Here is a 23,850-nt window from a genome sequence, read left to right as displayed (position 1 = left end):
TGGTGAACCAGGCGGGAAGCTTAGTCCAGCTGCCCGTGGCAGTGCTTGTATTTCTTGCCGGAACCGCACGGGCAAGGCTCGTTGCGGCCGATCTTCTGCTCGTTGCGCACAGGCTCGAGCGGCACGACCGGAGCCGGGCCCTCGGGAAGCGCTTCTTCCTCGCCGGCCACGGCCTGCTCCATCGAGGGAGCCTCGGCGTGCTGGAACTGCATGCGCTTGGCCAGTTCCTCCGCCTCGCGACGCAGGCGGGCCTCCTCTTCGGCCGGGTCTTCGCGACGGACCTGGACGTGGGACAGCACGCGGATGGTGTCGCGCTTGATCGAGTCCAGCAGCTCCTGGAACAGGGTGAAGGACTCGCGCTTGTATTCCTGCTTCGGATTCTTCTGCGCGTAGCCACGCAGGTGGATGCCGTGCCGCAGGTGGTCCATGGTCGACAGGTGGTCCTTCCACAGGTCGTCCAGCACCCGCAGCAGCATCTGCTTCTCGAAGGCGCGCAGGGCTTCGGCGCCGGCCAGCTCTTCCTTCTCGTAGTAGGCGGCGACGATCTGCTCGAGGATCTTGCTACGCAGGGTTTCCTCGTACAGCTTGTCGTCTTCGTCCAGCCACTGCTGGATCGGCAGGCGCACGGCGAAGTCGCTGTACAGCGCGGCCTCCAGGCCTTCGATGTCCCACTGCTCGGGCAGCGACTGCGGCGGAATGTGCTGGTTGATGGTGGCGCTGAGGGTTTCCTCGCGGAACTCCTTGATGGTCTCGCCCACGTCCTCTGCCGACAGCAGGGTGTTGCGCATGTGGTAGATCACCTTGCGCTGCTCGTTGGCTACGTCATCGAATTCCAGCAGTTGCTTGCGGATGTCGAAGTTGCGCCCTTCGACCTTGCGCTGGGCCTTCTCGATGGCGTTGGTCACCATGCGGTGCTCGATCGCCTCGCCGGACTGCATGCCCAGCGCCTTCATGAAGTTCTTCACCCGGTCGGAGGCGAAGATCCGCATCAGGTTGTCTTCCAGCGACAGGTAGAAGCGGCTGGAACCCGGGTCGCCCTGACGACCGGCACGGCCGCGCAACTGGTTGTCGATCCGGCGGGATTCGTGGCGCTCGGAGGCGATCACGTGCAGGCCACCCGCCTCGATCACCTGCTGGTGGCGCTTCTGCCATTCGGCCTTGATCTGGGCGATCTGCTCCTCGGTGGGGTTCTCCAGGGCCGCGACTTCGACTTCCCAGTTGCCACCGAGGAGGATGTCGGTACCGCGGCCGGCCATGTTGGTGGCGATGGTCACCGAACCGGGCGCGCCAGCCTGGGCGATGATCTCGGCTTCCTTCTCGTGGTACTTGGCGTTGAGCACCTTGTGCTCGATGCCTGCCTCTTGCAACAGCTTGGAAACGTACTCGGAACTCTCGATCGACGCTGTGCCGACCAGGATCGGCCGGCCGAGGGCCTGGCACTGCTTGATGTCGGTGATGATCGCCGCGTACTTCTCTTCCTGGGTCAGGTAGACCAGGTCGTTGAAGTCCTTGCGCGCGATCGGCCGGTGGGTCGGGATCACCACCACGTCGAGACCGTAGATCTGGCGGAACTCGAAGGCCTCGGTATCGGCGGTGCCGGTCATGCCGGCCAGCTTGTTGTACAGGCGGAAGTAGTTCTGGAAGGTGGTGGAGGCCAGGGTCTGGCTCTCGGCCTGGATCGGCAGGCCTTCCTTCGCCTCGATGGCCTGGTGCAGGCCCTCGGACAGGCGACGGCCAGGCATGGTGCGGCCGGTGTGCTCGTCGATCAGGAGGATCTGGTCGCCCTGGACGATGTACTCGACGTTGCGGTGGAACAGGGTGTGCGCGCGCAGCGCTGCGTAGACGTGGGTCAGCAGGCTCAGGTTGTGCGCCGAGTAGAGGCTCTCGCCTTCGCCGAGCAGGCCGTTCTGGCTCAGCAGGTCCTCGATGAACTGGTGGCCCTGCTCGTTGAGTTCGACCTGGCGGGTCTTCTCGTCGATGCTGTAGTGGCCTTCCTCGGTCGGCTTGCCCTCGACCTCTTCGACCTGGCGCTTGAGACGCGGGATCAGCTTGTTGATCTTGATGTACAGCTCGGAGCTGTCTTCGGCCTGGCCGGAGATGATCAGCGGGGTACGCGCCTCGTCGATGAGGATCGAGTCCACTTCGTCGACCACGGCGAAGTTCAGCTCGCGCTGGAACTTGTCGTCCAGGCTGAAGGCCATGTTGTCGCGCAGGTAATCGAAGCCGAATTCGTTGTTGGTGCCGTAGGTGATATCGGCGGCGTAGGCGGCGCGCTTGTCTTCCGGCGGCTGGAAGGGAGTGACCACGCCGACGCTGAGGCCGAGGAACTCGTACAGCGGGCGCATCCAGTTGGCGTCGCGGCGCGCCAGGTAGTCGTTCACCGTGACCACGTGCACGCCCTTGCCGGACAGCGCGTTGAGGTAGACCGGCAGGGTGCCCACCAGGGTCTTGCCCTCGCCGGTACGCATTTCGGCGATCTTGCCGTCGTGCAGGGTCATGCCGCCGATCAGCTGGACGTCGAAGTGGCGCATGCCCATCACCCGCTTGCCAGCCTCGCGAACCACGGCGAAGGCTTCGGGCAGCAATTGGTCGAGCGTTTCGCCCTTGGCGTAGCGCTGCTGGAATTCAGCCGTTTTCGCCTTCAACTGCTCGTCGGAGAGCGCCACCATCTGGGGCTCGAGCGCATTGATGGCCTGTACAGCCTTGGCCATGCGCTTTACATCACGCTCGTTCTTGCTTCCAAAGAGTTTCTTCAACAAAGGCGCAAACATATCGACTTGGTCATCCACACGTGGGGAATGGAAGGCTCACCCATCCGGCGGCCCGTGCCGATCAACGGCATGAAAGGGAACATTCTACCCGGAAACGGGTATGAGAAAAGTACAGCAGATCAATGCGCGTCGCTCACTCGGAAACAGACGCGCGTGCGATGAAGCTTTGCGGATTCATTACCCGGCCATCCTTCATCACTTCGAAATGTACGTGGTAGCCGGTGGAGCGTCCGGTGCTGCCGACCTTGGCCAGCACCTGGCCGCGCTTGACCAGGTCACCGACCTCGACCAGGTTCTTCTGGTTATGGGCATACAACGTGGTGTAGCCATCGGCGTGCCCGACCTCGACCACGTTGCCATAGCCGTTCTTGCGCCCGGACCAGGTCACCACCCCCGCCGCCACGGCCACCACGTCGCTGCCGGCCGGCGCGGCGAAGTCGATGCCCTTGTGCATGCTCAGGCGGCCGCTCACCGGATTGACCCGGCGCCCGAACGGCGAGGAGATGTAGCCCTGGCGCACCGGCTGGCCGGCCAGGTAGGTCGACTGGCTGATGTGCTTGTCGGCGAGCAGTTGCTCCAGCACCTCGAGCTGCTGCTCGCGGGTATCCAGGCGTGCCGCCAGTTCGTCCAGCGTCGCCATGAACGACGGCGGGGCATAGGCGCTGCCCTCCAGCGGTTCGTCGACGCCACCCTGGCCGACGCTCAGGGAGAAGTCGAACTCGTCGGGGTCGACGTCGGCCAACTCGGTGAGACGTTCGCCGAGGGCATCCAGCCGAACCAGGCGCGCCTGCAGTTCGCCGAGGTGCACGCTCAGTGCGTCCATCTGCCGCTGCGCGTCCTCGCGGGCGCTGCTGATCTCGGCGCTCTGCGCCTGCAGCGCGGCATCGACTTCGATGCCGGCCACCGGAGCCGGCGCGCGGAACAGCCAGGCGCCCATGAAGCCCCCGGCCAACAGGCTGGCACCGACCACGCAGGCCCCGGCCAGCATCAGCAACCGCGGCTGCAGATGAACGGAGCGAGCGGCCCCATGGTGCCGGCTCAGAAAAATGATGTGCATGACTTATCCTTCATACGGGCCGGCAGTAGCGAAACGCTTTCTGCTACCATTCCGACTCAGTAACCCCCAGGCTTCCCGCCATGTCTTTTCGTCCCTTGCCCGCCCAGGCATCGACCCAGTTGCTGCGCCAGGCCAGGCCGCTGCAGATGCTGTTCGCCGAAGCCCAGCGCATCTGCCGCCTGCAGCAACTGCTGGAAAGCCAGTTGCAACCGGCGGCGCGCCCGTACTGCCATGTGGCTTCGTGGCGCGGCGGTTGCCTGCTGCTGATCGTCACCGATGGCCACTGGGCCACACGCCTGCGCTATCAGCAGCGGCGCCTGCAGCGGCAGCTGCAGGCTTTCGAAGAATTCGCGAACTTAGCGAAAATCCTTTTCAAGGTGCAACCCACCACGTCCACACAACGTGCGGCACGTCGCAGCTTGACCCTGTCTGCCGTCGCGGCGGAAAACCTTCGCGAATCCGCCGACATCGTCGGCAATCCACGCCTGCGGGAAGCGCTCGAGCGGTTGGCAAGCCGCGCCGAGAAAAGCCGGCAAGAATAAATCCCGAAATAAAAAGAGGCCACCCTGAGGTGGCCTCCAAATATGGAAAGGAGAGTTTTCCTACACTGCCGCCGCCGGGCGCATATAGGAAATAGGCGCGGTACGCGCGTCTTCGAAGGTCACCACTTCCCAAGCATCCTTGTCTGCGATCAACGTACGCAGCAGTTGGTTGTTCAGGGCATGACCGGACTTGAAGCCACGGAACTCGCCGATAAGACTGTTGCCGAGCAGATACAGGTCGCCGATGGCATCCAGGATCTTGTGCTTGACGAACTCGTCCTCGTAACGCAGGCCGTCTTCGTTGAGCACGCGGTTCTCGTCGACCACGATCGCGTTCTCCACGCTACCGCCGAGTGCCAGGTTCTGCGAACGCAGGTACTCGATGTCGCGCATGAACCCGAAGGTACGGGCGCGGCTGACCTCCTTGACGAAGGAAGTACTGGAGAAATCGACCGAGGCCTGCTGGGTGCGACCACGGAAGACCGGATGATCGAAATCGATCTCGAAGCTGACCTTGAAGCCGTCGAACGGAACGAAGACGGCGCGCTTGTCGCCCTCTTCCACGCTGACTTCGCGCTTGATGCGGATGAACTTCTTGGCAGCTTCCTGCTCTTGCAATCCGGCGGACTGGATCAGGAATACGAACGGACCAGCGCTGCCATCCATGATCGGCACTTCCGAAGCGGACAGCTCGACGTAGGCGTTGTCGATACCCAGGCCGGCCATGGCCGAGAGCAGGTGCTCCACCGTATCCACTTTGACGTCACCCTTGACCAGGGTGGTCGACATGGTGGTTTCGCCGACGTTCTCGGCCCGGGCCGGGATTTCCACTACCGGATCCAGGTCGGTGCGGCAGAACACGATACCGGTGTCCACCGGCGCCGGTTTCAGGGTCAGGTAAACCTTTTCCCCCGAGTGCAGACCGACGCCAGTAGCCCGGATGATGTTCTTCAAGGTGCGTTGTTTGATCATGGCTTTGGCCGCTTAAGCGCTGACTGCGAACTGTTTTCAACAATGGCCGGCGATGATAGCAGAACCGGCCTTTGCTGAACACCAATCACATCTCTACTCCTGATTAATTACTTCAATCGGCCTGACGACGCAGGAACGCCGGGATATCCAGGTAATCCAGGTCATCCTGCGGGTTCAGCTTGGCCGCGGTCGCCGCGCTGCCGTGAGACTGGTTGCGCATCACGGTAGGACGGTCGAGGTCGCGGTAGTTCACCGACTGCTGCTCGCGCTGGGCCGGAGCGGCTGCCTGGGCTGCACTGCCCTGCACGGTGTTGTCGACGACCTTCACCGGTTTCTCCAGGCGCGCGCCCAGGCCGGTGGCGACTACGGTGACGTGCAGTTCATCGCGCATGTCCGCGTCGATCACGGTGCCCACCTTCACAGTGGCGTGCTCGGAAGCGAACTGTTCGATGATGTTGCCGACATCGGAGTACTCGCCCAGGGACAGGTCCGGACCCGCGGTGATGTTCACCAGGATGCCGCGCGCGCCCTGCAGGTTGACGTCTTCCAGCAGCGGGTTGCGGATTGCCGCCTCGGTGGCCTCGCGGGCACGGTTCGGACCGCTGGCGCAGCCGGTACCCATCATCGCCATGCCCATTTCGCTCATGACGGTCTTCACGTCGGCGAAGTCGACGTTGATCATGCCCGGACGCTTGATGATGTCGGAGATACCGCGCACGGCACCGGCCAGCACGTCATCGGCCTTGGCGAAGGCAGCCAGCAGGCTGGCATCCTTGCCGAGGATGGTCAGCAGCTTCTCGTTCGGGATAGTGATCAGCGAATCGACGCTCTCGGCCAGCGCGCGGATGCCCTCGTCGGCGATCTGCATGCGCTTGCGACCTTCGAACGGGAACGGACGGGTCACCACCGCGACGGTGAGGATGCCCATTTCCTTCGCCACTTCGGCGATGATCGGCGCGGCGCCGGTACCGGTGCCGCCACCCATGCCGGTGGTGATGAAGACCATGTCGGCGCCTTCCAGCACTTCGGAAATGCGCTCGCGATCTTCCAGAGCCGCCTGACGACCGACTTCCGGATTGGCGCCGGCACCCAGCCCCTTGGTGACGCCCGGGCCGAGTTGCAGAACGGTGCGCGCCGCGATGTTCTTCAGCGCTTGTGCGTCGGTGTTGGCGCAGATGAACTCGACGCCCTCGACGTTGTTCTTGGCCATGTGATTGACGGCGTTGCCGCCACCACCACCTACACCGATCACTTTTATGACGGCGGTTTGTGCGATGTTATCGACCAGTTCAAACATTTCCCCTCTCCTTCCTTTCTAGTTTTGTCGCCTACTGTTACCGCGTTGAATCAGAAATTGCCCTGGACCCAGCGTTTGAGCCGCTCCAGGACAGGTGCCTTGGGTTCGTCGCTGCTGTAGCTGCTGCCTGACACAGACATCGACATGCCATCGGACTGCTTCTGCAGTCCGTACATCAGCAGGCCGACGCCCGTCGAATAGATCGGGTTGCGCACCACGTCGGTGAGGCCCTTCACGCTATACGGCACGCCGAGGCGTACCGGCATGTGGAAGATTTCCTCGGCCAGCTCGACCGCGCCTTCCATCTTCGAGGTGCCGCCGGTGAGGACGATCCCGGCCGGGATCAGGTCCTCGTAGCCGCTGCGGCGCAGCTCGGCCTGGACCAGGGTGAACAGCTCGTCGTAACGAGGCTCGACCACTTCGGCCAGGGCCTGGCGCGACAGTTCGCGCGGCGGCCGGTCGCCGACGCTGGGCACCTTGATGGTCTCGCCGGCACCGGCCAGCTTGGCCAGGGCGCAGGCGTAGCGGATCTTGATCTCTTCCGCGTACTGGGTCGGCGTACGCAGGGCCATGGCGATGTCATTGGTGACCTGGTCGCCGGCGATCGGGATCACCGCGGTATGGCGGATCGCGCCTTCGGTGAAGATCGCGATATCGGTGGTGCCGCCGCCGATATCCACCAGGCACACGCCCAGTTCCTTCTCGTCCTCGGTCAGCACCGAATAGGCCGAGGCCAACTGCTCGAGGATGATGTCGTCGACCTCGAGGCCGCAGCGGCGCACGCACTTCTCGATGTTCTGCGAAGCATTCACCGCGCAGGTCACCACGTGCACCTTGGCTTCCAGGCGCACCCCGGACATGCCCAGCGGCTCGCGCACGCCTTCCTGGTTATCGATCACGTAATCCTGGGCCAGGGTATGCAGCACCCGCTGGTCCGCCGGGATCGCCACCGCCTGGGCGGCATCCAGTACCCGTTCGATATCCGCCGGGTTCACCTCGCGATCGCGGATCGCCACGATGCCGTGGGAATTGAGGCTGCGGATGTGGTTGCCGGCGATGCCGACGAACGCCGAGTGGATACGGCAACCGGCCATCTGCTGGGCCTCGTCGATGGCGCGCTGGATCGACTGCACGGTGGACTCGATGTTCACCACCACGCCCTTCTTCAGGCCGCGGGACGGATGAGTACCGATGCCAACGACCTCCAGCTGGCCATCGGCCGTCACCTCGCCCACCAGCGCCACCACCTTGGAGGTACCGATGTCGAGGCCGACGATCATCTTGCCGCTCTGCACGCTTGCCATGGTTATTACTGTCTCCTCAACTCACTGCACGGCGCTGGCCGTGGCCACCGTCGCGGGCGTGACCGGCTCGCGCCACGCAACGGCGAGGCCGTTGGGGTAACGCAGGTCGATCCGCGCAATGTTCGAAATCTGATCTTTGAGTGCCTTGTCGTAGATGCTTACGAAGCGGCGAATCTTGTCTACCACGTGGTCGCGCCCGATCTGGATCTCGACGCCCTGGGCCGTGGTCAGCGCCCAACCGCCGCGATCGCTCATTTCCAGGCGGGCAATGGAGAACCCGAGGGGACGCAGCAACTGGCTGAGCAACTGGTATTGCTGCATCACCTGCTGTTGCGCCCGCTGTGGACCATGCAAGCGGGGCAGATGTTCATAATTCGCCAGCTCCTTTGGCGTAAAAGCCTGTCCCTGGTTGTTCAGCAGCGCTTCGTCGCCCCACCGGGCGATCGGCAGTTGCTCGTCCAGGCGGATCACCACCTGGTCCGGCCACACCCGGCGCACCTCGGCGTGGGCGATCCAGGGCATCTGTTCCAGTTGCCCGCGCATGCCCGCCAGGTCGATGGTGAAGAAGCTCGCCGCCAGGTACGGGGAAATCCGCTGCTGCACCGCGCGCTGGCTGATGTAGCTGAGGTCGCCCTCGACACTGACCTTGGCGATCGGCCGGTCGGCGTACGGCAGGATGTACTCGGCGCCGCGATAGGCGCCATAGCCGAGAACGGCCAGCAACAGCGGCCAAGCCAGGTACTTGAGGAAACTGAAGTCGGCTTTCGGCAGGCGCACGCTCAGCGGTTCCTTGGCCACCAGACGGCTGGCGCCGCGCGGCATCGGCTTGCGCGGAGCGCGGCCGAGTCCACCGGGTTGCTGATGACGGAGCAGTACGCCGTTCATGGCTTATCCCCTCGCCTCGCGGCTATCGGCCAGGATCGCCAGCACCAGTTGCTGGAAATCCAGGCCGGCGGCCCGAGCGGCCATAGGCACCAGGCTGTGGTCGGTCATGCCTGGTGCGGTGTTGACTTCAAGCAGCCAGAAACGCCCTTCGGCGTCCTGCATCACGTCCGCCCGCCCCCAGCCCTGGATGCCCAGGGCGTCGCAGGCGCGCGCGGTGAGTTCCTTCAGCTCGCGTTCCTTGGCCTCGTCGAGACCGCAGGGCACCTGGTAGCGGGTATCGCTGGCCAGGTACTTGGCGTCGTAGTCGTAGAAGGTGTGCGGCGTGCCCAGGCGGATCGCCGGCAGCACCTGCCCGCGCAAGGTCGCCACGGTGAATTCCGGGCCGCTGATCCACTGCTCGACCAGCACCTGCGAGTCGTAGCGGGCCGCTTCGCGCCACGCCGCGATCAATTCGTCGAGCCCGCCGACCTTGGCCATGCCGATGCTCGAGCCTTCGTGAGCCGGCTTGACGATCAGCGGGAAACCCAGTCGCTGCGCCGCGTCGCGGCAGTCATCCTCGCTGGCCAGCACCGCGTAGTCCGGGGTCGGCAGGCCGAGGCTGAGCCAGACCCGCTTGGTCCGCAGCTTGTCCATCGCCAGCGCCGAGGCCAGCACGCCGCTGCCGGTGTAGGGAATGCCCGCGCACTCGAGCAGGCCCTGCATGCTGCCATCCTCGCCGCCACGACCGTGGAGAATGATGAAGGCACGGTCGATCTTCTCCTCGACCAAGCGTTGCAGCAGGTCTTCGCCGACATCGATGCCGAAGGCATCGACCCCGGCGGCCAGCAGGGATTGCAGGACCATCGCGCCGGACTTCAGCGACACCTCGCGCTCGGCGCTCTTGCCACCGAACAGCACGGCGACACGGCCGAACGCCTTGGGATCCTGGGTGCCGTTCAGCAGGCTATCGAGGCAAAGGTTCATGCGCCCTTCCCTCCCTTGCCGGCGAACAGCGGGTTCTTGATCAGTTGCGGGGCCAGGCCGCCGACATCGCCAGCGCCCTGGCAAAGCAGGATGTCGCCAGCGCGCAGCAGCGGCTTGACCAGCGGCGCCAGGTCGGCGTCGCGCTCGAAGTAGATCGGGTCGAGCTGGCCGCGCTGGCGGATGCTGTGGCACAGCTGGCGGCTGTCGGCTCCCGGGATCGGCTCTTCGCCGGCCGGATAGACCTCCATCAACAGCAGCACGTTGGCTTCGCCCAGCACCTGCACGAAGTCTTCGTACAGGTCGCGGGTACGGGTATAGCGATGCGGCTGGTAGACCATCACCAGGCGACGCTCCGGCCAACCGCCACGGATCGCCTTGATCACCGCGGCGACTTCGCGCGGATGGTGGCCGTAGTCGTCCACCAGCATCACGCTGCCACCCTCGACCTGCAGCTCGCCGTAGACCTGGAAGCGCCGGCCCACGCCCTGGAAGCCGGACAGCCCCTGGACGATGGCTTCGTCGGAGATGCCCTCGTCGGTAGCGATGACGATGGTCGCCAGGGAATTCAGCACGTTGTGCAGTCCGGGCATGTTCACCGAGACGTCCAGCGGCTCGCGCTCCGGGCGCAACACGGTGAACCAGGTGCGCATGCCTTCCTGGCGGATGTTGATCGCGCGCACGTCGGCGTCTTCGCTGAGGCCGTAGGTCACGGTCGGGCGGGCGATCTGCGGGAGGATCTCGCGCACCACCGGGTCATCCACGCACATCACTGCCAGTCCGTAGAACGGCAGGTTGTGGAGGAACTCGACGAAGGTCTTCTTCAGCTTGTTGAAGTCGCCGCCGTAGGTCGCCATGTGGTCGGCGTCGATATTGGTGACCACCGCGACCATCGGTTGCAGGTGCAGGAAGCTGGCGTCGCTCTCGTCGGCCTCGGCCACCAGGTAGCGGCTGGCGCCAAGCTGGGCGTTGGTCCCGGCGGCGTTCAGTCGGCCGCCGATGACGAAGGTCGGGTCCAGGCCGCCGGCGGCGAACACCGAGGCGATCAGGCTGGTAGTGGTGGTCTTGCCGTGGGTGCCGGCTACCGCGATACCGTGCCGGTAGCGCATCAGTTCGGCGAGCATCTCCGCACGCGGCACCACCGGAATCCGCCGTTCCAGGGCCGAGGCCACTTCCGGGTTGGCCCGGTTGATGGCACTGGACACCACCAGCACGTCGGCACCGTCGGCGTTTTCCGCCTGGTGGCCGATGAAGATCTGCGCGCCGAACTTCTCCAGGCGCTCGGTCACCGCCGAGGCCTTGAGGTCCGAGCCGGATACCTCGTAGCCGAGGTTCAGCAGCACTTCGGCGATCCCGCACATGCCGGCGCCGCCGATGCCGACGAAATGGATGCGGCGGATACGGCGCATGGTCCGGGTGACGCCATTCGGTTCTTTAACCACGGGCCACCTCCAGGCAGGCATCGACCACCGTCCGGGTAGCCTCGGGTTTCGCCAGGCTGCGTGCCTGGTCTGCCATGGAGCGCAGGGTTTCGGGATGCATCAGGACCTCGGACAGCTGCGCGGCCAGTTCGGCCGCGCCGGTAGACTTTTGCGGCAGCAGGCGGCCGGCGCCGCTGCGTACCAGGAATTCGGCATTGCGGGTCTGGTGATCGTCGATCGCGTGAGGCAACGGCACCAGGAAGGCGGGCAATCCCGCCGCCGTCAGCTCGCTGACGGTCAGCGCGCCGGCGCGGCAGATCACCAGGTCGGCCCAGGCATAGGCCGCGGCCATATCGCTGATGAAGGGCGCGACGTCCGCTTCGACCGCCACTGTGCGATAACGCTCGGCGGTAATCTCGGCATGCTGACGACCGGCCTGATGGCGGATTGCCGGACGGATTTCCAGCGGCACCTGCGCCAGGGCCTCTGGCAACAGCTTGTTCAGCGGTTCCGCGCCAAGGCTGCCGCCGAGCACCAGCAGATTGACCCGACGGCCGGTCAGCGGCGCGCGGGCGTGCGCGTCGAGGAACAGCTCGCCGCGCACCGGATTGCCGGTGGTCAGACGCTTGTCGCTGGCCGGGAAGGTATCCGGGAATGCCTCGCAGACGCGCCTGGCGATCGGCGCCAGGCTGCGGTTGGCGGTGCCGGCCACGGCGTTCTGCTCGTGGATCACCAGCGGCACGCCATTGAGGCGCGCGGCCAGGCCGCCCGGGCCGGTGACATAGCCACCCAGGCCGAGCACGCAGACCGGCCTCAGCTGGCGGATCACCCGCAGCGCCTGGAACAGCGACTTGAGCAGTTCCAGCGGCGCCTTGACCAGCGACTTCAGGCCCTTGCCGCGCAGCCCGCTGACCTGGATCAGGTGCAACGGCAGGCCGGCCTTGGGTACCAGGTCATTCTCGATGCCGCGCGGCGTCCCCAGCCAGTGCACGGCATAGCCGCGCGCCTGGAACTCCCGCGCACAGGCGAGCGCCGGGAACACGTGTCCGCCGGTGCCACCCGCCATGATCAGGACATTACCTTTCATCGGCAAAGTCCTCTTCGTTGAACTCATATTCCTCGCTACCCAGGTGGGTTCGCCGTTCCCATTCGATGCGCAGCAACATCCCCAGACAGGCACAGCAGATCACCAGCGAACTGCCGCCGTAGCTGAGGAACGGCAGGGTCAGGCCCTTGGTCGGCAGCAGGCCGACGTTCACCCCGATGTTGATCAGGAACTGGCCGATCCAGAGGAAGGCCAGGCCGTAGGCCACGTAGGCGGAGAAGAACTGCTTGGCCTGCTCGGCCCAGATGCCGATGTACAGCGCGCGCAGGCTGACGAACACGAACAGGGCGACGGTCGCCAGGGCGCCGACGATGCCCAGCTCCTCTGCAAGCACGGCGAAGACGAAGTCGGTGTGCGCCTCCGGCAGGTAGAACTGCTTCTGGATGCTGTTGCCCAGTCCCATGCCCAACCAGCCGCCGCGGCCGAAGGCGATCAGCGCCTGGCTCAACTGATAGCCGGCGCCGAACTGGTCGGCCCAGGGGTCGGTGAAGTTGGTCAGGCGTGCCATCCGGTAGGGCTGGGTCTGGATCAGCAGGACCACCGCGCCGACCGCCAGCAGCACCATCAGGCCGAAGCGGAACAGCCCCACCCCGCCGAGGAACAGCATGGCCGCGGCAGCGCCCATCATTACCACGGTGGCGCCGAAGTCCGGCTCGCGCAGCAGCAGGCCGGCCATCGGCAGCAACACCACGAAGGGCTTGAAGAAGCCCATCCAGCTTTCCCGGACCTCCTGCTGGCGGCGGATCAGGTAGCCGGCCATGAAGATCACCACGCAGACCTTGGCGATCTCCGAAGGCTGGATGTTGAACAGGCCGAAGCCGATCCAGCGCATCGAGCCGTTCACCTCGCGGCCGATACCGGGGGTGATCACCAGCACCAGCAGGCCGAAGGCGACCAGCAACAGCTTCCAGCCCCAACGCTGCCAGGTGGCCATCGGGACCATCATGGTCAGGCCGCAGGAAATCAGGCCGATCACCAGGTAGATCAGGTGACGGACGGAGAAGTACAGCGGGTTGCCCGACTGCGCCGCCGCCACCTCGGAAGAGGCGGAAGTCACCATCACCAGGCCGAGGCCGAGCAGCGCCAGGCAACCCGCCAGCAGCGGGAAGTCCAGGTCGATGCCGTGCCGGCTCAACAGCGGCGACGGGAAGGGGCGCAACACCGACAGCATCACGCTAGCTCCTCTACGGCTTTGGCGAACAGGCGTCCGCGTTCTTCGAAGTTCTTGAACATGTCCAGGCTCGCGCAGGCCGGCGACAACAGCACCGCATCGCCTTCGCGGGCCAGCTCGGCGGCCTGCCGGACTGCCTCGTCCAGCGTTGCGACGCGCACCAGCGGTACCGCGTTGCCCAGCGCCTGGGCAATCAGCCCGGCGTCGCGGCCGAGCAGTACCACCGCCCGGCAGAAGCGCGCGACCGGCTCGCGCAGGTCATGGAAATCGGCGCCCTTGCCGTCTCCGCCGGCGAGCAGCACCAGCTTGCCGTCGATGTCGGCACCCAGCCCCTCGATCGCCGCCAGGGCGGCGCCGACGTTGGTGGCCTTGGAATCGTCGTAGTAGCTCACGCCCTGCCGCTCGCGTACCCACTGGCAGCGATGAGCCAGGCCGGAAAACGCCTTCAGCGCGCCGAGCATGGCGTCGAACGGCAGGCCGACCGCATGGCCCAGCGCCAGCGCGGCGAGCGCGTTGGAATAGTTGTGGGCGCCACGGATCTTCAGTTCGCCGACCGGCAGCAGCTTGTCGAACTGGAACGCCAGCCACTTCTGGCCGTCTTCCTCGATCAGGCCGAAAGCCTTGAAGTCCGGCTTGTTCAGGCCGAACGACCAGCACGGCACGGTATCGGCGATCAGCGGTCGGGTCAGGGCATCGGCGCGATTCACCACGACCTGGCGGGCACCGCGGAAGATCCGGTGCTTGGCCAGGTGGTAGTCAGCCATGCCGTCGTAGCGATCCATATGGTCTTCGCTGACGTTCAGCACGGTCGCCACCTCGGCGTTGAGGCGATCGCAGGTTTCCAGCTGGAAGCTCGACAGCTCCAGCACGTACAGCTCGATGTCGTCGGCCAGCAGGTCGAGCGCCGGGGTGCCGAGGTTGCCGCCGACGGCGACACGCTTGTCCGCGGCCACCGCCATTTCGCCCACCAGGGTGGTCACGGTGCTCTTCGCGTTGGAACCGGTGATGGCGACGATCGGGGCCTTCGCCTCGCGGGCGAAGAGATCGATGTCACCGGAGATGCGCACGCCTTTCGCGGCGGCCTGTACCAGCGCAGGGGTGCGCAGCGACAAGCCGGGGCTGACGTAGAGTTCGCGGGCGGAGCAGAGGAACTCGGCGTCGAGTTCGCCGCAACGCACTTCCACCTGCGGATACTGGGCACGCAGGGTGGCCAGCTCCGGCGGGTTCTCTCGGGTATCGACCACGGCGAAAGGCAAGCCGCGGCGCGCCAGGTAGCGCACCAGGGACATGCCGCTCTTGCCGAGGCCGACAACGATGCGGAAGTGGTCGGAGGCGATCAGGCTCATGCTCTCTTCGTCCTCAACGCAGCTTCAAGGTGGCGAGGCCGATCAGCACCAGGATCACGGTGATGATCCAGAAGCGCACGATCACGCGCGGCTCCGGCCAGCCTTTCAGTTCGAAATGGTGATGGATCGGCGCCATACGGAAGACGCGGCGTCCGGTCAGCTTGAAGGAAGCGACCTGGATCATCACCGAGAGGGTTTCCATGACGAACACCCCACCCATGATGAACAGCACGATCTCCTGGCGCACGATCACCGCGATGGTGCCCAGCGCGGCGCCCAGCGCCAGCGCGCCGACGTCGCCCATGAAGACCTGCGCCGGATAGGTGTTGAACCAGAGGAAGCCGAGGCCGGCGCCGACCAGCGCGGCGCAGAACACGATCAGCTCGCCGGCGCCCGGTACGTTGGGAATCAGCAGGTACTCGGCGAACTTCACGTTGCCCGACAGGTAGCAGAAGATGCCCAGCGCGCCGGCAACCATTACCGTCGGCATGATCGCCAGGCCGTCGAGACCGTCGGTGAGGTTCACCGCATTGCTCGAACCGACGATGACGAAGTAGGTCAGGACCACGAAGAAGATGCCCAACTGGATCTCGACGCTCTTCAGCATCGGCACGATCAGGGTGGTCTCGATCGGGGTTTCGGCAGTCATATAGAGGAACACGGCGGCGCCGATGCCGAACACCGACTGCCAGAAGTACTTCCAGCGGCTCGGCAGGCCGCGGGAGTTCTTCTCGATCACCTTGCGGTAGTCGTCCACCCAGCCGATGGCACCGAACAGCAGGGTAACGACCAGCACCACCCACACGTAGCGGTTGGAAAGATCCGCCCACAGCAGAGTGCTGATGGCGATGGCGGTAAGGATCAGGGCGCCGCCCATGGTCGGGGTGCCCTTCTTCGACAGGTGCGACTGCGGACCGTCGTTGCGCACGGCCTGGCCGATCTGGCGGATCTGCAAGGTACGGATCATCCAGGGCCCCAGCCACAGCGACAGCGACAGCGCGGTGAGCACGCTGAGAATGCCGCGCAGGGTCAGGTACTGGAAGACGCCGAAGCCCTTGTAGAACTGTTGCAGGTATTCGGCCAGCAGCAGGAGCATTAGTGACTCTCCTCGGAGGAACCGCACAGCGCCGCGACGACTTTGTCCATCGCCGCGCTGCGGGAACCCTTGATCAAAATGGTGGTTGTCGGTTGTTCGGTGGCCAGCGCCCCGATCAGGCTGGCCTGGTCGGCGAAGTGCCGGCCCGTGGCGCCGAACGCCTGTACGGCGTGGGCCATCAGCGGTCCGACCGCATAGAGCGCGGACACCTTGCCAGCGGCGTAGGCGCCCACCTCGCGGTGGGCCTGCTCGGCCCAGGAACCGAGTTCGCCCATGTCTCCGAGGACCAGGACGGTGCGCCCGGAAAAGCCGCTCAGTATATCAATCGCCGCCAGCATTGACGCGGGGTTGGCGTTGTAGCTGTCGTCTATCACACGCAGCCCGCTGGCGGTCAGTTGCGCTACCGCGCGGCCCTTGACCGGCTGCAGCGCCTGCAGCCCGGCGACGATCCCATCCAGCGGCACGCCCAGTGCATGGGCGGCAGCGGCGGCAGCCAGGGCATTGGCGACATTGTGCCGCCCCAGCAGGTTGAGCTGGACCTGCGCTTCACCCGCTACGCCCTGCAGCCTGAAGCCCATGCAGCCGCGCGCATCGCGCTGCAGATCGGCGGCGCGGAAATCGGCCTGGGGCCGGTCGAGGGAGAAAGTCAGCAACGGACGGCCGCTGGCACGGGCCTTCCAGGTGTCGAAGGCCTTGTCGTCCAGGTTCAGCACGGCGGTGCCGTCGGCGGCCAGCCCTTCGAGTATCTCGCCCTTCGCCTCGACGATCTTCTCCGGTCCGCCGAACTCGCCGACATGGGCGGTGCCGGCATTGGTGATGATCGCCACGTGGGGGCGGGTCAGCTCGACCGTGTAGGCGATCTCGCCGATGCGCGAGGCGCCCAGTTCGATCACTGCGCTACGGTGCTGCGGCGCCAGTTGCAGCAGGGTCAGCGGTACGCCGAGGTCGTTGTTCAGATTGCCACGGGTAGCCAGCACCGACTCGGCATCGCCGGCCTGGGTACGCAGGATGCTGGCGAGCATCTCCTTGACCGTGGTCTTGCCGCTGGAGCCCGTCATGGCCGCCAGCGGGCCGGTGAACTTGCGCCGGTTCAGCGCGCCCAGTCGCCCCAGGGCCGCACGGGTATCGCGCACCAGCAATTGCGGCAGGGGCGCGTCGGCGACTTCGCGCTCCACCAGCGCAGCCACCGCGCCCTTGGCGGCAACCTCGGAGAGATAGTCGTGGCCGTCGAAACGCGGCCCACTCAGGGCAATGAACAGTTGGCCGGGCCCGATGGCGCGACTGTCGGTGGAAACCGCCGAAAAGACGGCGTCCTCGCCGATCAGGCGGGCGTCCAGCGCGACCGTCAACTGGCTGAGGCGAAGAGGCTCAAGCATGCGGCACCTCCCAGGCGGCCAGGGCGCGCTCGGCCTGCTCGATGTCGGAGAACGGATGGCGTACGCCGTCGATCTCCTGATAATCCTCGTGACCCTTGCCAGCCAGGAGCACCACGTCATCCACCGCAGCGGAAGCGATCAGATGGGCGATCGCCTCACCGCGCGACGGCAGGAAGGTAACCTTGTCAGCGGCAGCGAAGCCTTTGCGGATATCGGCGATGATCGCCGCACTGGCCTCGGTGCGCGGGTTGTCGTCGGTGACCAGCACCCCATCCGCCAGGCGTTCGGCGATCGCAGCCATCAACGGACGCTTGCCGGCATCGCGATCGCCACCGCAGCCGAACAGGCACAGCAGGCGCGCGGCCGCGTGCGGACGCAGGGCCTCCAGGACTTTTTCCAGGGCGTCGGGAGTATGCGCGTAGTCCACCACCACCAGCGGCTTGTCGCCGCCTCCCAGGCGCTGCATGCGGCCGACCGGCCCCTGCAGTTGCGGCAAGGTGCGGAGGATATCGCCCAGGGGATAACCCAGGCCAAGCAACGCACCGACCGCCGCCAGCAGGTTGCTCAGGTTGAAGCGGCCGAGCAACGGGCTGCGCAGCAGGCCCTCGCCGTGCGGAGTGACCAGTGCCGCCTCGATGCCGGCGTCGCCGAAGCGCGCTTCGCGGCAATAGAGGAACGCCGAGCTGTCGGTGAGGCTGTAGGTGATCAGCTCCGAGTCCTGTTCCTCGCCGGCCAGTCGACGGCCGAAATCGTCGTCCAGGTTGATCACCCGGCAGCGCAGGCCCGGCCAGGCGAACAGCTTGGCCTTGGCGGCGGCATAGGCTTCCATCGAGCCGTGATAGTCGAGGTGGTCGCGGGACAGATTGGTGAACACCGCGATATCGAAACCGAGCGCCGCCACGCGGCCCTGGTCGAGGCCGTGGGAAGACACTTCCATCGCTACCGCGCGGGCGCCGGCCTGCTTCAGCGTGGCCAGCGTGGCTTGCACCGCGAGCGGGTCCGGCGTGGTGTGCCGGCCGCTCTCCAGGGCGCCGTAGAAACCGGTGCCGAGGGTGCCGACGATGCCGCAGCGCTCGCCGAGCAGATCCAGGGCCTGGGCCACCAGTTGGCTGACGCTGGTCTTGCCGTTGGTGCCGGTGACGCCGATCAGGTCCAGCCCGCGGCTCGGCTCGCCGTAGAAACGCCCGGCGACCGCCGACAGTTGCGCGGCCAGCCCCTTCACCGCGATCAGCGGCGCATCGCTGGGCGGCAGCTCTCCGGCGCCTTCCGCCTCGTAAGCCACGGCAGCCGCGCCCTTGGCCAGGGCATCGGCGATGTGCGCACGACCATCCTGGCGCCCGCCCGGCACCGCCAGGAACAGGTCGCCCGGACGAACGCCGCGGCTATCCAGGGTCAGCTCGCGGATCAGCAGATCGCGCTCGGCCTGGGGAAACAGTTGGTTCAGGCTCATAGGCATCAGCCACGCCCTCCTTTTGCGGGCGCAGCATTGACCTGCTGCTGTTCGGTGGCCGTCGGCAGGTTATCCGGCGGCACGTTCATCAGGCGCAGCGCGCCAGCCATGACCTTGCTGAACACCGGCGCCGACACCAGGCCGCCGAAGTAGCCCGCCTTGCTCGGCTCGTCGATCACCACGACCATCGCGATGCGCGGATCGGTGGCCGGGGCGAAACCGGCGAACAGCGAGCGATAGGCGTTTTCCCGGTAGCCCTTGGTGCCGACCGAGACCTTGCGCGCGGTCCCGCTCTTGCCGGCGGCGTGGTAACCCGGCACCTGGGCGCGGAACACCCCGCCCTGGGCCTCGACCACTTGTTGCAGCATGCCCTGCACGGTGGAAGCCACTTCCGGCGAGATCACCTGCACGCCATCCGGCACGCGGTCGACTCGGGTCATGCTCAGCGGCACGCTCTTGCCGTCGTTGGCCAGGGCCGCATAGGCATGCGCCAACTGGATCGCGGTTACCGAGAGACCGTAGCCGTAGGCCAGGGTCGCGGTTTCCGCCTTCGGCCACTTGCGGTGGTTGGGCAGGTTGCCGACGCGCTCGCCGGGGAAGCCCAACCCCGTGTCCTGCCCGAGGCCGACCTGTTGCATGACCGAGTAGATGGATTCGGCGCCGATGTCGAAGGCGATCTTGCTGATGCCGACGTTGCTCGACTTGATCAGGATGCCGGTGAGATCGAGTTGCCGCGAATTGCGCGATACGTCGCGAATGGTGTAGCGGCCGATCTGCAGGGTGCCCGGGTAGACGTCGACGATATCGCTGGGTTTCCAACGCCCGCTGGCCAGCGCCGCGCTCATCGAGAACGGTTTGACCGTCGAGCCCGGCTCGAACACGTCGATCATCGCCCGGTTGCGCATGGCCGCCGGCTGCAGGTTACGACGATTGTTCGGGTTGTAGGTGGGCTGGTTGGTCATGGCCAGGATCTCCCCGGTCTTCACGTCCATGATCACCAGGCTGCCGGCCTTGGCGCCGTTCTCCAGCAGAGCGTTGCGCAGTTCGCGATGAGCCAGGTACTGCAGGCGCAGGTCGATGGACAGCGCCAGGGTCTTGCCCGGCTTGGCATTCTTGGTGACCTGCACGTCCTTGATCACGCGGCCACGGCGATCCTTGAGCACCTGGCGCTTGCCCGGCACGCCGGCCAGCCATTCGTCGAAAGCCAGCTCGATACCTTCGCGACCGCGGTCGTCGACATCGGTGAAGCCGACCGCATGGGCCACCACTTCGCCAGCCGGGTAGAAACGCCGAAACTCCTCGATGGAGTACACGCCCGGCACCTTCAGGGCGATCACGCCTTCGCCCTGCTCCGGGGTCAGCCCACGGACCAGATAGATGAACTCGCGCTCGGCGTTCTGCTCGATGCGGTCGGCGAACAGCTTGGTATCCTGCCCGAGCGCCGCCGCCAGTTGCGGCCAGCGTTCCTTGGCGGTCATCAGCTCCTTGGGGTTGGCCCACAGGGTGGTGACCGGGGTGCTCACCGCCAGCGGTTCGCCGTTGCGGTCAGTGATCAGGCCCCGGTGCGCAGGGATGGCGATATGCCGCACGCTACGCGCGTCGCCCTGGCCCTTGAGGAAGTCATGGTCGATCACGTGCAGGTCGACGATTCGCCAGACGATGGCGCCGACCATCGCCAGCAGCAGGCCGACGATCACGCAGAACCGCCATGGGTAGAGGGCGCCCTGGAAATAATTCAGTTTCATGGCGCCACCATCCTGACCTCGGCCGGGTCGGGAACGCGCATGCGCAACTGTTCCACCGCCAGGCTTTCGATGCGGCTATGGGCGGTCCAGGTGCTCTGCTCGAGAATCAACCGGCCCCACTCGGCCTGCGCCTTGTCGCGCACGCTCAGCTCGGAATACAGCGAGTTGAGCAGTTGCCGGTTCCAGTAGGTGCTGTAGGCCACGGCAATCGCCGAGAGCAGCAGACCTATATAAAGCAGCAACATGAGGAAGCTGCCGGTAGGCAGGCGCTTGACGAAGAGACGGCTCATCTCAGCTTCTCCGCCACGCGCATGACCGCGCTGCGCGAGCGCGGGTTGGCCTTGAGTTCTTCTTCCGAAGCGTACTGCGGCTTGCCCAGCAGCTTCAGGCGCGGCTCGAAGACCTTGGAACGGATCGGCAGGTCGCGCGGCAGGTTGTCCGCCTCGCCCTTGGCGTGCTTGCGCATGAACAGCTTGACGATGCGGTCTTCCAGGGAATGGAAACTGATCACCACCAGCCGGCCGCCGACGGCCAGCGATTCGAGCGCGGCGTCAAGGCCACGCTCGAGATCGCCCAGCTCATTGTTCACATGGATGCGCAGGCCCTGGAATGCGCGGGTCGCCGGATTCTTGCCCTTCTCCCAGGCGGGGTTGGCAACCGTGATCACTTCGGCGAGATCGGCAGTCCGTTCGAACGGCCGCTCCTGACGGCGCTGCACGATGGCGCGGGCCATCCGCTTGGCGAAGCGCTCTTCGCCATATTCCTTGAAGACCCGGGCGATTTCCTCTTCGGTGGCGTTGGCGATGAACTCCGCTGCGCTGATGCCCTGGCCGGGATTCATGCGCATGTCCAGCGGACCATCGTTGAGGAAGCTGAAGCCGCGCTCGGGATCGTCGAGTTGCGGCGACGACACGCCAAGGTCGAGCAGGACGCCATCGACCCGCCCTTCGAGACCGCGTGCGCGCACCTCATCGCCCAGTTCGGCGAACGAGCGCTGCACAATGACGAAGCGGCCGTCTTCGGCCGCCAATGCTTTTCCTGTCTGGATGGCCTGGGGATCTTTGTCGAATCCGAGCAGGCGTCCCCCGGCGCCCAGTTTCTCGAGCAAGGCTCGACTATGGCCCCCTCTTCCGAAGGTACCGTCCAGATAGCAGCCGTCCTCCCGCGGGGCCAGTGCGGAAACGGCCTCCTCGAGCAGAACGGTGATATGGCGGTAGGTGGCATTCATAGTCAAAGGATCAGGTCGCGTAGTTCGTCCGGCAGCCCACCGGGTTGTTTGATTGCCGCCAGGTCGGCTTCAGCCATGGCGTTCCAGGCATCCTCATCCCACAACTGAAACTTGTTCAGTTGCCCCACCAGCATCGCCCGCTTGTCCAGCTTGGCGTACTCGCGCAGGCGCGGCGGAATCAGGAAACGCCCGTTTCCGTCCAGTTCCAGATCGACGGCATTACCGATCAGCAGCCGCTGCAGGCGCCGCGTTTCTTCTCGCAAAGAAGGCAGCTCGCGCAGCTTGGCTTCGATCAGTTCCCATTCGGGCAAGGGGTAAACGGTGAGGCAGGGGTCGACTGCGTCGATAGTGACGATGAGCTGGCCGGCACAACGCGAAACGAGCTCGTCACGATACCGACTCGGCATCGCGAGGCGCCCTTTGGCGTCAAGACTTATGGCATTAGCTCCGCGAAACACGTCAGCGCTTCCCCTGTGGTTGGCTTTCCATGCCAATTGATCCCACTTTTACCCACTTCATACCACTTCTGCACACTATAGAAATCCACACTCCCCACCGTCAAGGCGCGTCAGAAGTGAAAAATCCTTACAGGACGGAGATTTAGCGTGCTTTTGGAAGGTTGCGGAGCGCTTTTAGAAGTAAAAGAGATGACAAAACACAATAAGCCCAAAGTCTTAGCCTTCGAACTTAAAGTGATTTATCAAGAGTTGCGGCTTTTCGCTTTTGCGACGGACGGATAAAACCGGGAAAAGCGAAGAGAGTGGGAAGAAGTGGGAGAGTCGATCTATAAGCCGGGTTCTGTCGAGGACAGCCATTCCTCTGGGACGCACATCACTGTACGCCTCAAGCGACCTACCCGAATCCAACGCGGGCCGCGCCAATGGATTCCTATTTGGTCTTGCTCCGAGTGGGGTTTACCTAGCCACGCACTGTTGCCAGCCGTGCGGTGCGCTCTTACCGCACCTTTTCACCCTTACCGGCGCTGTTGCGCTTAGGCGGTTATTTTCTGTGGCACTTTCCGTAGGCTCGCGCCTCCCAGGCGTTACCTGGCACTCTGCCCTATGGAGCCCGGACTTTCCTCCACCGCGCTATTGCGCGACAGCGACTGTCCAATCGACTCTCCGCCGACAAGGTTAGCGGGAGCAGGCGCGAAGAACAAGCTCAACTCTTCCCTTGGCGTTGCAAAGCCTGTTGATACAAAAGGTTTTTTCGCACCCCGGTGATTTCCGCCGCCAGCGCCGCGGCTTTCTTCAACGGCAGCTCGGCAAGCAGCAGGTCGAGCACCCTGAGCGCCTCTGCACCGATCGACTCCTCGCCTTCCGGCGCCTGCCACCCCGCCACCAGCACAACGCACTCGCCGCGCTGCTGGTTGCTGTCCGACGCGACCCAATCATGCAGTTCGGCCAACGGCAGGCTGCGAATGGTCTCGAAGGTCTTGCTCAGCTCCCGCGCCAGCACCGCACGGCGCTCCCCGCCGAACACATCGCGCATGTCCGCCAGGCTTTCCAGCAGACGATGGGGCGCCTCGTAGAAAATCAGCGTGCGTGGCTCTTCCTGTACCGCCTGGAGGCGGCTGCGTCGTCCCGCAGCCTTGGCGGGCAGGAAACCTTCGAAGATGAACCGGTCCGACGGCAATCCCGCCGCCGACAGCGCCGCGATCAGCGCGCAGGAGCCCGGCACCGGGACCACCCGGATACCCAGCGCCTGTGCCTGGCGCACCAGGTGGAAGCCGGGATCGGAAATCAGCGGGGTACCGGCGTCCGAGATCAGCGCGACGTCCTCCCCCCCCTGCAGCCGGGAGATGAAGCGCCCGCCCTCCTCGCGCTCGTTGTGCTCGTGGCAGGCCGCCAATGGCGTCTCGATGCCGAAGTGCTGGAACAGCCGGATCGAATGGCGGGTATCCTCCGCAGCCACCAGGGCCACCTCCCGCAGCACCCGCAGGGCGCGCGGGGTGATGTCGTCGAGATTGCCGATCGGGGTCGCCACTACGAACAGAGTGCCTGCTGACACGAAAATACCTCGGGAGCTATCTGAAAAGGCGGCATTGTATCGCGATTCAGGGTGCCGCCATCGCACCCGAGGCGGGCCTCCGGTACAATCGGCGACTCTTCGTGAATGCGCCAT

Annotated in this window: 20 protein-coding genes and 1 other RNA gene; 1 reads left to right on the top strand and 20 read right to left on the bottom strand. The window is 65.3% G+C overall.

Annotated elements, in window-relative coordinates; translation table 11 throughout:
* Positions 1–20: 20 nt before the first annotated feature.
* Together secA and HMPREF2914_RS20630 are read right to left on the bottom strand one after the other, a co-directional pair.
* Complete coding sequence (secA, locus tag HMPREF2914_RS20635; protein ID WP_003110155.1) at positions 21–2,771, bottom strand: preprotein translocase subunit SecA; 2,751 nt, start codon at positions 2,769–2,771, stop codon at positions 21–23.
* Positions 2,772–2,904: 133 nt separating this feature from the next.
* On the bottom strand, positions 2,905–3,828 hold the full coding sequence (locus tag HMPREF2914_RS20630) for a M23 family metallopeptidase (RefSeq protein WP_003094103.1): 924 nt from the start codon (positions 3,826–3,828) through the stop codon (positions 2,905–2,907).
* Between the two features lie 80 nt (positions 3,829–3,908).
* Here HMPREF2914_RS20630 and HMPREF2914_RS20625 point away from each other — a divergent pair, with 80 nt between their 5' ends.
* Entirely contained in the window at positions 3,909–4,370 is a 462-nt protein-coding gene (locus tag HMPREF2914_RS20625; protein ID WP_003094105.1) for a DciA family protein, read from the top strand.
* 60 nt (positions 4,371–4,430) lie between these two features.
* Here the strand turns inward: HMPREF2914_RS20625 and lpxC are convergent, their stop codons facing one another.
* The 18 genes from lpxC to rsmI all read right to left on the bottom strand — a co-directional run bounded on the left by lpxC (position 4,431) and on the right by rsmI (position 23,736).
* Complete coding sequence (lpxC, locus tag HMPREF2914_RS20620; protein WP_003094111.1) at positions 4,431–5,342, bottom strand: UDP-3-O-acyl-N-acetylglucosamine deacetylase; 912 nt, start codon at positions 5,340–5,342, stop codon at positions 4,431–4,433.
* A 112-nt stretch (positions 5,343–5,454) separates the two neighbouring features.
* A complete protein-coding gene (gene ftsZ / locus HMPREF2914_RS20615; protein ID WP_003094113.1) occupies positions 5,455–6,639 on the bottom strand; it encodes a cell division protein FtsZ in 1,185 nt (394 codons plus the stop codon).
* A 50-nt stretch (positions 6,640–6,689) separates the two neighbouring features.
* The gene (ftsA, locus tag HMPREF2914_RS20610) at positions 6,690–7,943 is read right to left on the bottom strand and encodes a cell division protein FtsA (protein WP_003094115.1); all 1,254 of its coding nucleotides are present in this window, start codon (positions 7,941–7,943) and stop codon (positions 6,690–6,692) included.
* A 21-nt stretch (positions 7,944–7,964) separates the two neighbouring features.
* Positions 7,965–8,828 carry a cell division protein FtsQ/DivIB gene (locus HMPREF2914_RS20605; protein ID WP_003094118.1) on the bottom strand — a complete coding sequence of 288 codons (864 nt, stop codon included), beginning with the start codon at positions 8,826–8,828 and terminating at the stop codon, positions 7,965–7,967.
* Positions 8,829–8,831: 3 nt separating this feature from the next.
* The gene (locus HMPREF2914_RS20600; RefSeq protein ID WP_003094120.1) at positions 8,832–9,791 is read right to left on the bottom strand and encodes a D-alanine--D-alanine ligase; all 960 of its coding nucleotides are present in this window, start codon (positions 9,789–9,791) and stop codon (positions 8,832–8,834) included.
* Positions 9,788–11,230: a UDP-N-acetylmuramate--L-alanine ligase gene (gene murC, locus HMPREF2914_RS20595; protein ID WP_003094121.1), complete on the bottom strand. Its 1,443-nt coding sequence runs from the start codon at positions 11,228–11,230 to the stop codon at positions 9,788–9,790. The genes HMPREF2914_RS20600 and murC overlap by 4 nt, the downstream gene beginning before the upstream one ends.
* Positions 11,223–12,296, bottom strand: coding sequence for an undecaprenyldiphospho-muramoylpentapeptide beta-N-acetylglucosaminyltransferase (gene murG / locus HMPREF2914_RS20590; RefSeq protein WP_003103107.1), 1,074 nt, complete (start codon positions 12,294–12,296; stop codon positions 11,223–11,225). The genes murC and murG overlap by 8 nt, the downstream gene beginning before the upstream one ends.
* Positions 12,286–13,485, bottom strand: a complete 1,200-nt coding sequence (ftsW, locus tag HMPREF2914_RS20585; protein WP_003094125.1) for a putative lipid II flippase FtsW — start codon at positions 13,483–13,485, stop codon at positions 12,286–12,288. The genes murG and ftsW overlap by 11 nt, the downstream gene beginning before the upstream one ends.
* Positions 13,485–14,831 carry a UDP-N-acetylmuramoyl-L-alanine--D-glutamate ligase gene (murD, locus tag HMPREF2914_RS20580; protein WP_003103104.1) on the bottom strand — a complete coding sequence of 449 codons (1,347 nt, stop codon included), beginning with the start codon at positions 14,829–14,831 and terminating at the stop codon, positions 13,485–13,487. Before murD ends, ftsW begins: the two co-directional genes overlap by 1 nt.
* 13 nt (positions 14,832–14,844) lie before the next feature.
* A complete protein-coding gene (gene mraY / locus HMPREF2914_RS20575) occupies positions 14,845–15,927 on the bottom strand; it encodes a phospho-N-acetylmuramoyl-pentapeptide-transferase (RefSeq protein ID WP_003094129.1) in 1,083 nt (360 codons plus the stop codon).
* On the bottom strand, positions 15,927–17,303 hold the full coding sequence (murF, locus tag HMPREF2914_RS20570; protein WP_003094130.1) for a UDP-N-acetylmuramoyl-tripeptide--D-alanyl-D-alanine ligase: 1,377 nt from the start codon (positions 17,301–17,303) through the stop codon (positions 15,927–15,929). The genes mraY and murF overlap by 1 nt, the downstream gene beginning before the upstream one ends.
* Positions 17,296–18,759 carry a UDP-N-acetylmuramoyl-L-alanyl-D-glutamate--2,6-diaminopimelate ligase gene (locus HMPREF2914_RS20565; protein ID WP_003094133.1) on the bottom strand — a complete coding sequence of 488 codons (1,464 nt, stop codon included), beginning with the start codon at positions 18,757–18,759 and terminating at the stop codon, positions 17,296–17,298. The genes murF and HMPREF2914_RS20565 overlap by 8 nt, the downstream gene beginning before the upstream one ends.
* Positions 18,759–20,498, bottom strand: a complete 1,740-nt coding sequence (gene ftsI / locus HMPREF2914_RS20560) for a peptidoglycan D,D-transpeptidase FtsI (RefSeq protein WP_003094139.1) — start codon at positions 20,496–20,498, stop codon at positions 18,759–18,761. The genes HMPREF2914_RS20565 and ftsI overlap by 1 nt, the downstream gene beginning before the upstream one ends.
* Complete coding sequence (ftsL, locus tag HMPREF2914_RS20555) at positions 20,495–20,788, bottom strand: cell division protein FtsL (protein ID WP_003094142.1); 294 nt, start codon at positions 20,786–20,788, stop codon at positions 20,495–20,497. Before ftsL ends, ftsI begins: the two co-directional genes overlap by 4 nt.
* A complete protein-coding gene (gene rsmH, locus HMPREF2914_RS20550; RefSeq protein ID WP_003110151.1) occupies positions 20,785–21,726 on the bottom strand; it encodes a 16S rRNA (cytosine(1402)-N(4))-methyltransferase RsmH in 942 nt (313 codons plus the stop codon). The genes ftsL and rsmH overlap by 4 nt, the downstream gene beginning before the upstream one ends.
* A gap of 2 nt (positions 21,727–21,728) precedes the next feature.
* A complete protein-coding gene (gene mraZ, locus HMPREF2914_RS20545; protein WP_003103101.1) occupies positions 21,729–22,184 on the bottom strand; it encodes a division/cell wall cluster transcriptional repressor MraZ in 456 nt (151 codons plus the stop codon).
* Between the two features lie 313 nt (positions 22,185–22,497).
* Positions 22,498–22,847: RNase P RNA component class A (rnpB, locus tag HMPREF2914_RS20540), an RNA gene on the bottom strand.
* A 40-nt stretch (positions 22,848–22,887) separates the two neighbouring features.
* Entirely contained in the window at positions 22,888–23,736 is an 849-nt protein-coding gene (gene rsmI, locus HMPREF2914_RS20535; protein ID WP_003134739.1) for a 16S rRNA (cytidine(1402)-2'-O)-methyltransferase, read from the bottom strand.
* Positions 23,737–23,850: the final 114 nt, after the last annotated feature.

It is taken from the genome of Pseudomonas sp. HMSC067G02, assembly GCF_001813485.1.
Classification (GTDB): Bacteria; Pseudomonadota; Gammaproteobacteria; order Pseudomonadales; family Pseudomonadaceae; genus Pseudomonas; species Pseudomonas aeruginosa.
The sequence above is the reverse complement of the archived record's forward strand: the minus strand, read 5'-3'. Positions and strand labels throughout refer to the sequence as shown.